General features: G+C 60.2%; 24 protein-coding genes and 2 pseudogenes. All 26 read right to left on the bottom strand.

All coding sequences use genetic code 11. The features are described 5' to 3' along the window. Window positions 1–97: 97 nt before the first annotated feature. Complete coding sequence (gene rpsK / locus ACEK02_RS29065; RefSeq protein WP_068731453.1) at window positions 98–487, bottom strand: 30S ribosomal protein S11; 390 nt, start codon at window positions 485–487, stop codon at window positions 98–100. A 135-nt stretch (window positions 488–622) separates the two neighbouring features. After that, window positions 623–991, bottom strand: coding sequence for a 30S ribosomal protein S13 (gene rpsM, locus ACEK02_RS29060; RefSeq protein ID WP_116661812.1), 369 nt, complete (start codon window positions 989–991; stop codon window positions 623–625). 180 nt (window positions 992–1,171) lie between these two features. Continuing rightward, a complete protein-coding gene (locus tag ACEK02_RS29055) occupies window positions 1,172–2,095 on the bottom strand; it encodes an adenylate kinase (protein WP_371424915.1) in 924 nt (307 codons plus the stop codon). After that, window positions 2,092–3,423 carry a preprotein translocase subunit SecY gene (gene secY / locus ACEK02_RS29050; protein ID WP_371424914.1) on the bottom strand — a complete coding sequence of 444 codons (1,332 nt, stop codon included), beginning with the start codon at window positions 3,421–3,423 and terminating at the stop codon, window positions 2,092–2,094. Before secY ends, ACEK02_RS29055 begins: the two co-directional genes overlap by 4 nt. A gap of 150 nt (window positions 3,424–3,573) precedes the next feature. Further along, window positions 3,574–4,059, bottom strand: coding sequence for a 50S ribosomal protein L15 (gene rplO, locus ACEK02_RS29045; RefSeq protein ID WP_371424913.1), 486 nt, complete (start codon window positions 4,057–4,059; stop codon window positions 3,574–3,576). Window positions 4,060–4,174: 115 nt separating this feature from the next. Beyond that, window positions 4,175–4,369, bottom strand: a complete 195-nt coding sequence (rpmD, locus tag ACEK02_RS29040) for a 50S ribosomal protein L30 (RefSeq protein WP_068731463.1) — start codon at window positions 4,367–4,369, stop codon at window positions 4,175–4,177. A gap of 80 nt (window positions 4,370–4,449) precedes the next feature. Further along, a complete protein-coding gene (rpsE, locus tag ACEK02_RS29035; RefSeq protein ID WP_371424912.1) occupies window positions 4,450–5,022 on the bottom strand; it encodes a 30S ribosomal protein S5 in 573 nt (190 codons plus the stop codon). 58 nt (window positions 5,023–5,080) lie between these two features. Beyond that, a pseudogene (gene rplR / locus ACEK02_RS29030) lies at window positions 5,081–5,443 on the bottom strand (50S ribosomal protein L18). A gap of 11 nt (window positions 5,444–5,454) precedes the next feature. Further along, window positions 5,455–5,988: a 50S ribosomal protein L6 gene (rplF, locus tag ACEK02_RS29025; protein WP_089268177.1), complete on the bottom strand. Its 534-nt coding sequence runs from the start codon at window positions 5,986–5,988 to the stop codon at window positions 5,455–5,457. 13 nt (window positions 5,989–6,001) lie between these two features. Continuing rightward, window positions 6,002–6,400 carry a 30S ribosomal protein S8 gene (gene rpsH, locus ACEK02_RS29020; protein WP_089268176.1) on the bottom strand — a complete coding sequence of 133 codons (399 nt, stop codon included), beginning with the start codon at window positions 6,398–6,400 and terminating at the stop codon, window positions 6,002–6,004. Window positions 6,401–6,412: 12 nt separating this feature from the next. Further along, on the bottom strand, window positions 6,413–6,718 hold the full coding sequence (rpsN, locus tag ACEK02_RS29015) for a 30S ribosomal protein S14 (RefSeq protein ID WP_089268175.1): 306 nt from the start codon (window positions 6,716–6,718) through the stop codon (window positions 6,413–6,415). Between the two features lie 43 nt (window positions 6,719–6,761). Continuing rightward, window positions 6,762–7,322 (bottom strand): 50S ribosomal protein L5, encoded by a 561-nt coding sequence (rplE, locus tag ACEK02_RS29010; protein WP_371424911.1) that lies wholly within the window; start codon window positions 7,320–7,322, stop codon window positions 6,762–6,764. Further along, window positions 7,315–7,629 (bottom strand): 50S ribosomal protein L24, encoded by a 315-nt coding sequence (gene rplX, locus ACEK02_RS29005; RefSeq protein ID WP_068731477.1) that lies wholly within the window; start codon window positions 7,627–7,629, stop codon window positions 7,315–7,317. The genes rplE and rplX overlap by 8 nt, the downstream gene beginning before the upstream one ends. Further along, on the bottom strand, window positions 7,629–7,997 hold the full coding sequence (gene rplN / locus ACEK02_RS29000) for a 50S ribosomal protein L14 (protein ID WP_068731479.1): 369 nt from the start codon (window positions 7,995–7,997) through the stop codon (window positions 7,629–7,631). Before rplN ends, rplX begins: the two co-directional genes overlap by 1 nt. A 41-nt stretch (window positions 7,998–8,038) precedes the next feature. Further along, window positions 8,039–8,287, bottom strand: coding sequence for a 30S ribosomal protein S17 (gene rpsQ, locus ACEK02_RS28995; protein WP_089268173.1), 249 nt, complete (start codon window positions 8,285–8,287; stop codon window positions 8,039–8,041). Between the two features lie 10 nt (window positions 8,288–8,297). After that, a complete protein-coding gene (gene rpmC / locus ACEK02_RS28990) occupies window positions 8,298–8,507 on the bottom strand; it encodes a 50S ribosomal protein L29 (RefSeq protein ID WP_371424910.1) in 210 nt (69 codons plus the stop codon). Window positions 8,508–8,511: 4 nt separating this feature from the next. Next, window positions 8,512–8,925, bottom strand: coding sequence for a 50S ribosomal protein L16 (gene rplP / locus ACEK02_RS28985; protein ID WP_371424909.1), 414 nt, complete (start codon window positions 8,923–8,925; stop codon window positions 8,512–8,514). A 33-nt stretch (window positions 8,926–8,958) separates the two neighbouring features. Beyond that, window positions 8,959–9,657, bottom strand: coding sequence for a 30S ribosomal protein S3 (rpsC, locus tag ACEK02_RS28980; protein ID WP_371424908.1), 699 nt, complete (start codon window positions 9,655–9,657; stop codon window positions 8,959–8,961). A gap of 19 nt (window positions 9,658–9,676) precedes the next feature. After that, on the bottom strand, window positions 9,677–10,063 hold the full coding sequence (gene rplV, locus ACEK02_RS28975; protein WP_068731486.1) for a 50S ribosomal protein L22: 387 nt from the start codon (window positions 10,061–10,063) through the stop codon (window positions 9,677–9,679). 10 nt (window positions 10,064–10,073) lie between these two features. Beyond that, complete coding sequence (gene rpsS / locus ACEK02_RS28970; protein WP_089268170.1) at window positions 10,074–10,352, bottom strand: 30S ribosomal protein S19; 279 nt, start codon at window positions 10,350–10,352, stop codon at window positions 10,074–10,076. Between the two features lie 12 nt (window positions 10,353–10,364). Next, window positions 10,365–11,198 (bottom strand): 50S ribosomal protein L2, encoded by an 834-nt coding sequence (rplB, locus tag ACEK02_RS28965; RefSeq protein WP_371424907.1) that lies wholly within the window; start codon window positions 11,196–11,198, stop codon window positions 10,365–10,367. Between the two features lie 12 nt (window positions 11,199–11,210). Next, window positions 11,211–11,510, bottom strand: a complete 300-nt coding sequence (locus tag ACEK02_RS28960; RefSeq protein WP_068731492.1) for a 50S ribosomal protein L23 — start codon at window positions 11,508–11,510, stop codon at window positions 11,211–11,213. Further along, a complete protein-coding gene (gene rplD / locus ACEK02_RS28955; RefSeq protein WP_120291944.1) occupies window positions 11,507–12,127 on the bottom strand; it encodes a 50S ribosomal protein L4 in 621 nt (206 codons plus the stop codon). The genes ACEK02_RS28960 and rplD overlap by 4 nt, the downstream gene beginning before the upstream one ends. A gap of 1 nt (window position 12,128) precedes the next feature. Further along, entirely contained in the window at window positions 12,129–12,854 is a 726-nt protein-coding gene (gene rplC, locus ACEK02_RS28950) for a 50S ribosomal protein L3 (RefSeq protein ID WP_315842707.1), read from the bottom strand. 51 nt (window positions 12,855–12,905) lie between these two features. Continuing rightward, window positions 12,906–13,214: a 30S ribosomal protein S10 gene (rpsJ, locus tag ACEK02_RS28945; protein ID WP_013166261.1), complete on the bottom strand. Its 309-nt coding sequence runs from the start codon at window positions 13,212–13,214 to the stop codon at window positions 12,906–12,908. 84 nt (window positions 13,215–13,298) lie between these two features. Then, window positions 13,299–13,390: pseudogene (locus ACEK02_RS28940) on the bottom strand (elongation factor Tu); the annotation flags it as partial.

The following is a 13,390-nucleotide window of genomic DNA, read 5'->3' as shown; positions in this document are numbered from 1 at the left end:
CCATCAAACTCACTGGCGTTGGAGATCGCGGATCAGTCCGCGTAAGTCGCATCGCAAAAGCAATCGCGGGCAGCCGAGCCACCCGCGATTAAAATTATTAAACGCGCCGACGCTTGCGCGGGCGGCAACCATTGTGCGGGATCGAGGTCACGTCGCGGATCGAGGTGACGGTGAAGCCCGCGGCCTGCAGAGCGCGGAGAGCCGATTCACGACCCGAGCCCGGACCGCCAACTTCGACTTCCAGCGTGCGCATGCCATGTTCCTGCGCCTTCTTCGACACGTCTTCAGCAGCAACCTGCGCTGCATACGGCGTCGACTTGCGCGAGCCCTTGAAGCCCATCGTGCCTGCCGACGACCAGGCAATCGTATTACCCTGCGCGTCGGTGATGGTGATGGTCGTGTTGTTGAACGACGAATTCACGTGCGCGATGCCCGATGCAATGTTCTTGCGTTCGCGACGACGGATACGTCCGGCTTCCTTTGCCATCTCTAACCTTTCTGAAGATCTCAAACGCCGCCGTAATGCCAGCGGCTACACCGAAAAAAAACGAATGGCGAGTAGCGAATGGCGAGTAAGGGAGGAGCCCCCTATTCGCCACTCGCCACCCGCTATTCGCGCAAATTACTTCTTCTTGCCGGCGATCGACTTGGCCGGACCCTTGCGGGTGCGCGCATTGGTATGCGTGCGCTGGCCACGAACCGGCAGACCGCGACGATGACGCAGGCCGCGATAGCAGCCGAGGTCCATCAGACGCTTGATGTTCATGCCCGTCTCGCGACGAAGATCGCCTTCCACGAGATAGTCGCGGTCGATGACTTCGCGGATCTGCAGAACTTCTGCGTCGCTGAGCTGATTGACGCGACGATCCACGGGGATCTTCACCTTCTCCAGGATATCGGCAGCATTCTTCTGGCCGATACCATGGATGTACTGCAGCGCGATCAGCGCGCGCTTGTTGGTCGGGATGTTTACACCGGCGATACGGGCCACAACTTCTCTCCTGTCACCAGTCCATCACGAACCGGCATTATCTCATTTTGTCGGGCGGGCATTCACAAACGCGAACACGACGCCCGTCCCCTGGATTTCAGTGGGGCCCGGCATCGTCTGGAATCTTCCGACTGGATGAGGGCCTTATTAAAGTATTCGACTTCGTTCCGTCAACCTGCTCTAGCGTTTGGCGCGCTTTTTGCCGGCTTTCTTGGTCACTTTACCGGCCTTCTTGGCTGGCTTTTTGACCGCCTTTTTGGCCGTTTTCTTGGATTTGGCCTTGGAAACGGATTTTACAGCCTTTTTGGCCGTTTTTACCGCCTTTTTGGCCGATTTCTTGGTCGCCTTCTTCACTGTCTTCTTGGCAGCCTTTACAGGCGCCTTTTTGGCCTTCTTCGCGGCCTTGGCTGCCTTCTTGGCAGGTTTGACAGCTTTCTTCGCGGGCGCAGATTCGCGCTTGGCGGCAGCGGCCTTCTTCGCCGCCTTGCGGACCGGCTTCTTCGCCGACGCATCGGCGGCGAGAATCGCTGCCAGCACGCGGTTGATCTCAGCTGTCACCTCTTCGATGGTCATCATGCCATCGATGGTCACCAGCTTCCGCTTCTCCGAATAATAATGCACCAGCGGCTCAGTCGACGTCCGGTAGCTCGCCAGGCGCTTCGACAGCACTTCCGGCGTATCGTCGATGCGCACGGTCTCGCCGCGCTCCATCATCTGCGCAACGCGGGCTTCCACCCGCTGCAGCAGCGCGCTCTCATTGACGCGCAGTTCGACGGCGGCATCGAGGTGAAGCCCCTTGGACTTCAGCAGCGCATCCAGCGCCTCGGCCTGCGGCACGGTGCGCGGGAAGCCGTCGAGGATGAATCCATTGGCCGCATCCGGAAGCTCGATGCGATCCGAGATAATTCCAATCACGACGTCGTCTGGCACCAGTCCGCCAGCGGCCATGATATCCTTGGCCTTGAGGCCAACCTCCGTCTCGGCCGCCACGGCAGCGCGCAGCATGTCACCCGTGGACAGCTGAACGATCTTGTGACGCTCGACAAGACGATGTGCCTGAGTTCCCTTGCCCGCCCCCGGCGGCCCGAGAAGAATCAACCTCATTTGCGCCGGCCCCTCAGCTTCGACTTGCGAATCAAACCTTCATACTGGTGCGCCAGCAGATAACCCTGCACCTGGGCCACCGTATCCATCGTGACACTGACCACGATCAGCAGCGACGTGCCGCCGAAGTAGAATGGCACCGAGGCGTAGGAAATCAGGATCTCGGGGATCAAGCAGACCACGGCGAGATAGGCAGCACCGAGCACGGTGATGCGCGAGAGCACATAGTCGATATATTCTGCGGTCCGCTCACCCGGGCGAATGCCAGGGATGAAGCCGCCATGCTTCTTCAGATTGTCGGCAGTCTCGGTCGGGTTGAACACGATCGCCGTGTAGAAGAACGCGAAGAACACGATCAGCGACACATAGAAGATCAGGAACAGCGGACGGCCGTGGCCGAGCTGCGTGGTGATCCACTGGAACCACTCCGGCCCCTTGCCCGCATTGAAGCTGGCGATGGTGGCCGGCAGCAGCAGCAGCGATGACGCGAAGATCGGCGGGATGACGCCCGAGGTGTTGAGCTTGAGCGGCAGATGCGAGGACTGGCCCTCGAACATCTTGTTGCCGACCTGGCGCTTCGGATACTGGATCAGCAGGCGGCGCTGGGCACGCTCCACAAACACGATGAAGGCGATCACGGCGACGGCCATCACGATCACGACCAGGATCAAACCGGTCGACAGAGCGCCCTGACGTCCGAGCTCGAGCATGTTGGCGATCGCCGACGGAAGCTCGGCCACGATGCCGGCCAGAATGATCAGCGAGATGCCATTGCCGATGCCGCGCGAGGTGATCTGCTCACCCAGCCACATCAGGAACATGGTGCCGCCGGTCAGCGTGACCGAGGTCGAGATCAGGAAGAACATGCCGGGTTCGCTGACCACATTGCCGGCACCCTGCAACCCTGCCGCGATGGCGTAGGACTGGAACGCGGCCAGGATGACAGTCAGGTAGCGGGTGTACTGGTTCAGCGTCTTGCGGCCCGCCTCGCCCTCTTTCTTGAGGGCTTCGAGCTGGGACGATACGGTCGTCAACAGCTGGATGATGATCGATGCCGAAATATAGGGCATGATGTTCAGCGCAAAAATCGCCATGCGATTGATGCCGCCGCCCGCGAACATGTTGAACATGCCGAGGATGCCGCTGGCCTGCTGCTTGAACACCTGCTCCCACGCGGCCGGGTCGATGCCGGGCAGCGGAATATAGGTGCCGAGCCGATAAACAAGCAGCGCACCCAGTGTGAACCAGATGCGCTTCTTCAGTTCATCGGCCTTGCCGAGGGCCGAAAAGTTGAGGTTTGCTGCTAATTGCTCTGCTGCAGAGACCATGTTTGGCTTTCTCCCGCGCCCCTTTCGCCATCATGCCCCGAAAGAACGGGGCATGCAGCGGAGACCGGACATTATTTGGTGCTCGGCATTGATAAAATCTACTGCCACATCACGCAAGGTCGCCCGCGGACGCAGGCGATGCCGCAGATGTTACGCAGCTTCGCCGTCGGCCTTCTTCGGCGCGATGATCTTCACCGAACCGCCGGCCTTCTCGATGGCTTCGATCGCCGTCTTGGTGGCGCCATGCACTTCGATGTTGATCTTGGCCTTGATCTCGCCACGGCCGAGAACGCGCACGCCAGCCTTCGAGCGGCGCAGAACGCCAGCCTTCACCAGCGATTCAGCGTTGATCACGGCCTTGATGTCGAGGGTCTTCGCATCGATCGCATCCTGGAGACGGTCCAGGTTGATCTCGGCGTAATCGAGACGGAAGATGTTGTTGAAGCCGCGCTTCGGCAGACGACGATGCAACGGCATCTGGCCGCCCTCGAAGCCCTTGATGCGGACGCCCGAACGTGCGGTCTGGCCCTTGCCGCCGCGGCCCGAGGTCTTGCCCTTGCCGGAGCCGATGCCACGGCCGACGCGCATACGCTTCTTACGGGAGCCGGCGTTATCGGCGATATCGCTGAGCTTCATCGTTCTTTTCCCTGTTTCGCCCTGTTTTCCCGAGGCTTACCGGCAGATCCGGACCTCGAAGGTCAACAGTGTCATCCCTGCGGCAACCTGGCGGCCGCAGTGAGACGACGTGAACTTACTTATCCTCGACCACGCGGACGAGGTGCTGCACCTTGGTGATCATGCCGCGAACTTCAGGAGTGTCCTGCAATTCGCTGACGCGACCGATCTTGTTGAGCTTGAGGCCGATCAGCGTGGAACGCTGCGAGTGGTGCCGGCGAATTGCGCTGGCGACCTGCTCGACCTTGATCATCTTTGCGGCCTTGGCCATCGTGATAACTCCAAAAAGTCTTTTTAGAGGGCATGATCTCTATCAGAAAAGTGGAGGTCCACCTTTCCGGATCATGCCTGTTATTCGGCAACCAGCTCGGCGTCACCGCCAACGCGGCGCGACTGCAGAGTGGAAACCTTGATATTGCGGCGAGCAGCAACCGAACGCGGCGAATCCTGATGCTTCAGCGCGTCAAAAGTGGCGCGAACCATGTTGTAGGGATTCGACGAACCGATCGACTTGGCCACCACGTCCTGGATGCCCAGCGTTTCGAACACAGCGCGCATCGGACCGCCGGCGATGATGCCGGTACCAGCCGGAGCAGCACGCAGATACACGCGACCCGCGCCATGACGGCCTGCGATGTCGTGATGCAGCGTGCGACCTTCGCGCAGAGCGACGCGCGTCAGGTTGCGCTTGGCCGACTCGGTTGCCTTGCGGATTGCTTCCGGAACTTCACGGGCCTTACCGTGACCAAATCCGACCCTGCCCTTCTGATCGCCAATGACGACCAGAGCTGCAAAGCCGAAGCGCTTGCCGCCCTTGACGACCTTCGCCACACGATTGATGTGGACGAGCTTGTCGACGAATTCGCTGTCGCGCTCTTCCCGACCGCCCCTGTGGCCGCCACCGCGTTCGCGTTCACCTGCCATGGTGTTTTCCAATCCTTGCGGGACTTTCGCCCCTACCTTGTGTCCGTTCAAACCAAACTTAGAAGCTCAACCCGCTCTCACGCGCGGCTTCGCCGAGCGCCTTGACGCGGCCGTGGTAAAGATAACCGCCACGGTCGAAAACGACTTACTTGACGCCATTCTTCACAGCGCGTTCCGCCAGCAGCTTGCCGACGGCTTTCGCCGCGTCGATGTCCGCACCGGTCTTGCCGGTATCGCGCATCGCCTTCTCCAGCGACGACGCAGAAGCGAGAGTCTCGCCCTTCAGGTCGTCGATGACCTGCGCGTAGATATGCTTCGACGAACGGAACACCGACAGGCGTGGACGCCCATTTGCGGTCCGGCGCAGCGAGAGACGTACGCGCTGCTTGCGCCGGGCATTCGTGACCTTGAGTTTCGACATGACCGGCTCCGTTACTTCTTCTTGCCTTCCTTGCGGAAGATAAACTCGTCGGAATAACGTACGCCCTTGCCCTTATAGGGCTCCGGCGGACGATAGCTGCGGATCTCCGCGGCTACCTGACCGACGCGCTGCGAGTCGTTGCCGGCGACGTTGATCTCGGTCGGCTTCGGCACCGTGATGGTGATGCCTTCCGGGATCGCGTAGACGACATCGTGGCTGTAACCGAGCGCCAGCTGCAGGTTCTTGCCCTGCAGGGCCGCACGATAACCGACGCCGGTGATCTCGAGCTTCTTCTCGAAACCCTTGGTAACGCCTTCGAGCAGATTCGCGATCTGCGCGCGAGCGGTACCGTACAGTGCACGGGCGCGATTGGTTTCGACGCGAGGAGCAACCTTGATTGCGCCCTCTTCCATCTTCACCACCACGTCGTCGTGCACGACGAACTGAAGAGCGCCCTTGGGACCCTTCATCTTGACGGTCTGGCCTTCGACGGACGCGGTAACTCCCGCGGTCACCGCCACTGGCTTCTTGCCAACTCGTGACATGACTGATCCTTCCTCAGAACACCGTGAAGAGAACTTCGCCGCCCACATTCGCGTCGCGCGCGTCGTGGTCAGCCATAATTCCCTTGGGCGTCGACAAAACGGAGATACCGAGGCCGTTCTTCACGCGCGGCAGGTTCTTCACCGAGACGTACACGCGACGTCCTGGCTTCGAAACACGCTCGATTTCGCGGATGACCGGTTCGCCATCGAAATACTTGAGTTCGATCTCGAGTTCCGAACGGCCCGACGAATGCTCGACGCTGGCGAAGCCACGGATGTAGCCTTCGTTCTTCAGCACTTCGAGCACGTTCGCGCGCATCTTGGAGCCCGGGGTCGAAACCTTGGACTTGGTACGCATCTGCGCATTGCGGATACGGGTGATGAGATCGCTGATTGGATCGTGGGTCGACATGTTCCGCCCCCCTTACCAGCTGGACTTCACGAGCCCGGGAACCAGGCCCTTCGAGCCGAGTTCACGCAGCGCGATACGGCTGAGCTTGTTGATACGATAGACCGAATGCGGACGACCGGTGATTTCGCAACGGTTCATGATCCGAACGGGTGATGAATTGCGCGGAAGCTCGGCGAGCTTCAGCGTTGCGGCGAACCGCTCTTCCATCGGCTTGGTCTTGTCGGCGATGATGGCCTTGAGACGCGCGCGCTTCGGCGCAGCGTTCGCGGACATCTTCTTCCGACGGTTGTTCTTCTCGATCGAACTCTTCTTTGCCATGCTTGGCTCCTGGGTTACCGCGTTTGAGAAGCTTTTCAGCTACTCACTGCCGGAACGGGAAATTGAAGGCGGTCAACAAAGCGCGGGCCTCGTCGTCGGTGCGCGCAGTGGTGCACACCGTGATGTCCATGCCCAGCGGCGTGTCCCCGGCTTTATCGAAATCGATTTCCGGGAAAATGATGTGCTCCTTGAGACCGAGCGAATAGTTGCCACGGCCGTCGAAGCTCTTGGCGTTCAGGCCACGGAAATCTCGCACGCGCGGCAGAGCGACGTTCACCAGACGATCGATGAACTCGTACATCTTGGCCTTGCGCAACGTCACCTTGGCGCCGATCGGCTGGTTTTCACGCAGCTTGAAGGTCGCGATAGCAACGCGCGAATAGGTCACGATAGCCTTCTGACCAGCGATCAGCGACAGGTCGCCGGCAGCGGTTTCGGCCTTCTTGCGGTCGTTCACAGCTTCGCCAACGCCCATGTTCAGGACGATCTTGTCGAGGCGCGGAACCTGCATGACGTTTTCGTAGCCGAACTGTTCAGTCAGCTTGGCACGAATGGACTTGTCGTATTCGACGCGCAGGCGCGGAATGTAGACGGACTCAGACATCGATCTCTGCTCCCGAACGCTTGGCGATGCGCACCTTGGTGCCGTCAGCCTGGATCTTGAAACCAACGCGGGTCGGCTTGCCGTCCTTGCCGACGATCGCGATGTTGGACAGTTGGATCGGCGCCTCTTTCGAGATGATGCCGCCTTCCTGTGCCTGGGTCTGCTTCTGGTGACGCTTGACCAGGTTGACGCCGCGAACCAGCGCCTTGCCCTCGGTCGGGCGCACTTCGAACACTTCGCCGGTACGGCCCTTGTCGCGGCCGTTCAGCACGATGACCTTGTCACCCTTGCGAATTTTGGCAGCCATTACAGCACCTCCGGCGCAAGCGAAATGATCTTCATGTGGTTCTTGGCACGCAGCTCACGAGGCACCGGCCCGAAGATACGGGTACCGATCGGCTCGGACTGATTGTTGATCAGCACGGCAGCGTTGCGATCGAAGCGGATGACAGAGCCATCCGGGCGGCGAATGTCCTTGCGGACGCGCACGACGACCGCCTTCATGACGTCGCCCTTCTTCACCTTCCCGCGTGGGATGGCTTCCTTGATCGATACGACAATTACGTCGCCAACGGATGCATAACGGCGCTTGGATCCACCAATCACCTTAATGCACATGACACGGCGTGCGCCTGAATTATCGGCCACGTCGAGGTTGGTCTGCATCTGAATCATTGATGCACCTCGTCCTCTGTTTATGCGCTAATGCGCGATTTTTAGGCAGTCTTCTTCTGTTCGCCCCGGACAACCGTCCAGTGCTTCAGCTTCGACATCGGCTTGCTCTCTTCGATCCACACCATGTCGCCCGGCTTGAACTCGTTGTTCTCGTCGTGGGCATGGTAGTTTTTCGAACGGCGAATGGTCTTCTTGTAGATCGGGTGCGTAAAGCGACGGTCAACGCGAACAACAACCGTCTTGGCTTGCTTGTCGCTGACGACCACGCCCTGCAGAGTACGTTTCGGCATGTTCGGCCCCTTACTTCGACTTACCGTCGCGCTTCTGCGCGGCGATGGTCTTGATTCGTGCAATATCACGACGCGCCTCACGAAGGCGAGAGGTGTTTTCCAGCTGCCCGGTGGCGCGCTGGAAGCGCAGGTTGAAGCGCTCCTTCTTCAGATTGAGGACGGCATCGTCCATCTGATCGGGGCTCATTGCGCGGACATCGCTGGTTTTCATTTCGGCCATGGCTCTACTCCGCAATGCGCGTAACGAAACGCGTCTTGATCGGCAGCTTGGCGGCAGCGAGGGTCATCGCTTCCTTGGCAATCTGCGTGGTGACACCGTCGATCTCGAAGATCACACGGCCTGGCTTGACGCGCGCAACCCAAAGTTCCGGGGTACCCTTACCGGAGCCCATTCGGACTTCGGCGGGCTTCTTCGAAACCGGAAGATCCGGGAATACACGGATCCAGACGCGGCCGGCACGCTTCATGTGACGGGTCAGTGCACGACGGGCGGCTTCGATCTGACGCGCCGTGATGCGCTCAGGCGCCATCGCCTTCAGGCCGAACTGGCCGAAAGACAACGTCGCGCCCGACGAGGCGACGCCGTGGATACGGCCCTTATGCGCCTTGCGGAACTTTGTCTTCTTTGGTTGCATCATGGCTTACGCCCTCAAACCTTCTTCGAATTTCAATCAGGCCGCATCGCGACGCGGACGGCCCCTGTCGCCTTCGGCCATACGCTTGTCCTGGGCCATCGGATCGTGCTCAAGGATTTCGCCCTTGAAGATCCAGACCTTGACGCCGCAGGTGCCGAACGTCGTGAACGCGGTGGCTACGCCGTAATCGATATCCGCACGCAACGTGTGCAACGGCACGCGACCTTCGCGGTACCATTCCATACGAGCGATTTCCGCGCCGCCGAGACGGCCCGAGCAGTTGATACGAATGCCTTCGGCGCCGAGACGCATTGCCGACTGCACTGCCCGCTTCATCGCACGGCGGAACGCAACGCGGCGCTCGAGCTGCTGTGCGATCGACTCGGCGACCAGGGTCGCATCGAGCTCCGGCTTGCGGATTTCGACGATGTTGATCACCACGTCCGAAGAGGTGATGTCGGCAACCTTCTTGCGAAGCTTGTCGATGTCAGCGCCCTTCTTGCCGATGACAACACCCGGACGAGCCGACTGAATGGTCACGCGGCACTTCTTGTGCGGGCGCTCGATGATGATCTTGGCGACGGCAGCCTGCTTGAGTTCCTTGTGCAGGATCTCGCGGATCTTGACGTCTTCGTGCAGCAACTTGCCGTATTCGTTCTTGCCGGCATACCAACGTGAATCCCACGTACGGTTGATGCCAAGGCGCAGACCGATTGGATTGATCTTCTGACCCATCTTATTCTCCTGCGCCTGCTTACGCTGCTGCTTCTGCTTCGACCTGACGAACGACGATCGTCAGCTGCGCAAACGGTTTAAAGATACGGCCCGAACGGCCACGGCCGCGCGGACTGAAACGCTTCATCACGATGCCCTTGCCGACATGCGCCTCGGAGACGATCAGCGCGTCAACGTCGAGGTCATGGTTGTTCTCGGCGTTGGCGATAGCCGATTCCAGGCACTTCTTCACGTCGACCGCGATCCGCTTGCGCGAGAACTGCAGGTCGGCGAGTGCGGCCGAGGCCTTGCGGCCGCGGATCATCTGCGCAACCAGGTTCAGCTTCTGCGGGCTCACGCGCAACATGCGGGCGATCGCCTTGGCCTCGTTATCCGGGAGGCTCCGTTCGCGCTTTGGCTTGCTCATGACTTAGTCCTCAGCCCTTCTTGGCTTTCTTGTCGCCGGCGTGGCCATGGAAGGTACGGGTCGGCGAGAACTCGCCGAACTTGTGACCAACCATTTCCTCGTTCACAGCGACAGGTACATGCTTCTGGCCGTTGTAAACGCCGAAGGTGAGACCCACGAACTGCGGCAGGATCGTGGAGCGACGGCTCCAGATCTTGATCACATCATGACGACCAGACGAACGAGCGGCATCTGCCTTCTTGAGCAGCGAACCCTCGACGAACGGGCCTTTCCAGACTGAACGAACCATGTCCGGCGATCCTTACTTCTTCCGCTTGTGGCGGCTGATGAGAATGAACTTGTTGGTCGACTTGTTCGACCGGGTCTTCTTGCCCTTGGTCGGCTTGCCCCACGGCGTAACCGGGTGACGGCCGCCCGAGGTGCGGCCTTCGCCGCCGCCGTGCGGATGGTCTACCGGGTTCATGACGACGCCGCGGTTATGCGGACGCCAGCCCATCCAGCGGGTACGACCGGCCTTACCGATCGAGGTGTTCATGTGATCCGGATTGGACACCGCACCGATGGTGGCGGTGCAGCGGCCGTGAACGAGGCGCTGTTCGCCCGAGTTCAGACGCAGGATCACGTAATCATGGTCGCGCCCGACGATCTGGGCATAGGTGCCAGCGGAACGAGCGATCTGACCGCCCTTGCCGATTTTCATCTCGACATTGTGGACGATGGTGCCGATCGGCATGTTGCCCATCGGCATGACGTTGCCCGGCTTCACGTCGACATAGTTGCCGGCGATGACGGTGTCGCCAACGGCCAGACGCTGCGGCGCCAGGATATAGGCCTGCTCGCCATCGGTATACTTGATCAGCGCGATGAACGCGGTGCGGTTCGGATCGTATTCCAGACGTTCGACCACGGCCGGAACGTCGACCTTGGAACGCTTGAAGTCGACGATACGATAGGACTTCTTGTGGCCACCGCCACGGAAGCGCACCGTGATGCGACCGGTGTTGTTACGACCGCCAGCCGAATGCTTGCCTTCGGTCAGAGCCTTGACAGGCTTGCCCTTGTACAGCGCGGAACGATCCACCATGACCAGCTGACGCTGGCCGGGTGTCGTTGGGTTGAATGTCTTAAGTGCCATCGTTGATCGCCCTTACAGTCCGGTCGTGACGTCGATGCGGTGGCCCTCTTCGAGGGTCACGATCGCACGCTTGACGTTCGACTGTGAACCGAGGTTGCCACGGAAGATCTTCGTCTTGCCCTTGCGCACCAGCGTGTTCACGCTCTTTACCTTGACGTCGAACAGCTTTTCGACGGCTTCCTTGATCTGCGGCTTGGTGGCCTTGCCGTCGACCTTGAAAACAACCTTGTTGAATTCAGAAGCGACAGTGGCCTTTTCCGTCACCACAGGGGCGACGATCACGTCGTAATGGCGCGGGTCGATGTTCTTCATTTGAAGCGCGCCTCCAACGCATCAAGCGCCGCCTTGGTCAGAACCAGCTTCTGACGACGCAGAATGTCATAAACGTTGATGCCCTGGATCGGCAGCACGTCGATGTTCGGAATGTTGCGGGCCGCCTGAGCGAAACCGACATGAACCTCGGCGCCATCGATGATCAGCGCATTGGTCAGGCCGAGACCCGAGAAATGACCGAGCAGAGCCTTGGTCTTGGCGGCTTCCAGGTTGGCGTTCTCGATCACGATCAAGCCGCCGTCCTTGGCCTTCGCCGACAGAGCATGCTTCAGCGCGAGTGCACGGACCTTCTTCGGCAGATCGAACGCATGGGAGCGAACGACCGGACCGAAGGCACGACCACCGCCGCGGAACTGCGGAACGCGAGCCGAACCGTGACGAGCACCGCCGGTGCCCTTCTGCTTGTACATCTTCTTGCCGGTGCGCCAGATTTCGGCGCGACCCTTGGCCTTGTGGTTGCCCGACTGGCGCTTTGCGAGCTGCCAGTTGACGCAACGCTGGATGATGTCGGCGCGCGGATCGAGACCGAAAATGGCATCCGACAGCTCGATCGAGCCGGCGTCCTTGCCCTCAAGCGTGGTGACGTTCAGTTTCATCTCACGCTCCTTCCTGCTCGGCGGCAGGTGCTTCAACGGCCGCACCCTCTCCTGCCAGCTTGAACTTGCCGGGCTTCGGCGCGTCCTTCGGCAGGGCTTTCTTCACCGCATCGCGAACCGAAATCCAGCCGCCCTTGGAGCCGGGAACGGCGCCTTCGACGAGGATCAGGCCGCGCTCGACATCAAGCTGCACGACGCGCAGGTTGAGCGTGGTGATACGATCGACACCCATGTGACCGGGCATCTTCTTGTTCTTGAAGGTCTTGCCGGGATCCTGACGACCACCGGTCGAACCGATCGAACGATGCGAAACCGACACACCGTGCGTGGCGCGAAGACCGCCGAAATTCCAGCGCTTCATACCGCCGGCGAAGCCCTTACCGACCGAGGTGCCGGTGACATCGACGAACTGGCCAACCACGAAGTGGTCTGCCTGGATTTCGGCGCCGACCGGGATCAGCGCGTCTTCCGACACGCGGAATTCCGCGACCTTCCGCTTGGGTTCAACCTTGGCAACCGCGAACTGGCCGCGTTCAGCCTTGGGCAAATACACGGTCTTGCGCGAGCCCGATCCGAGCTGCAGCGCGACGTAACCGTTCTTCTCGCTGGTGAGGTGGCCAACCACCTGGCAGTTACCCAGCTTGAGCACGGTCACAGGGATATGTTCACCGGCGTCTGTGAAGACCCGGGTCATCCCGACCTTTTGTGCGATCACTCCGGAGCGCATCGGCGTGCTTCCTGTTCTTTCTGTCCGTTTGACCGGACGGGACCTAAATACTTAGAGCTTGATCTCGACGTCGACACCGGCGGCCAGGTCGAGCTTCATCAAAGCATCGACTGTCTGCGGGGTCGGATCGACGATATCGAGAAGACGCTTATGAGTGCGCATCTCGAACTGCTCGCGGCTCTTCTTGTCGACGTGCGGCGAACGGTTGACCGTGAACTTCTCGATGCGCGTCGGCAGCGGGATGGGTCCACGGACCTGTGCACCCGTGCGCTTCGCGGTGCTCACGATCTCACGGGTCGATGCATCGAGGATACGATGGTCGAACGCCTTGAGACGAATGCGGATATTCTGGCCGTTCATTGCCGTGTCTTTCTCTGAATGCGAGTGGTGAGTGGCGAGTAGCGAATGAACTCCATTCGCCACTCCCTATTCGCTATTCGCCTCTTACTCGATGATGCTTGCGACGACGCCTGCACCGACGGTGCGGCCGCCTTCACGGATGGCGAAGCGCAGCTTCTCTTCCATGGCGATCGGCA

Origin of the sequence: Tardiphaga sp. (assembly GCF_041424195.1) — a bacterium.
Taxonomy (GTDB): Bacteria; Pseudomonadota; Alphaproteobacteria; order Rhizobiales; family Xanthobacteraceae; genus Tardiphaga.
Note: the sequence above shows the minus strand (reverse complement) of the source record. Positions and strands in the feature narration are given on the sequence as shown.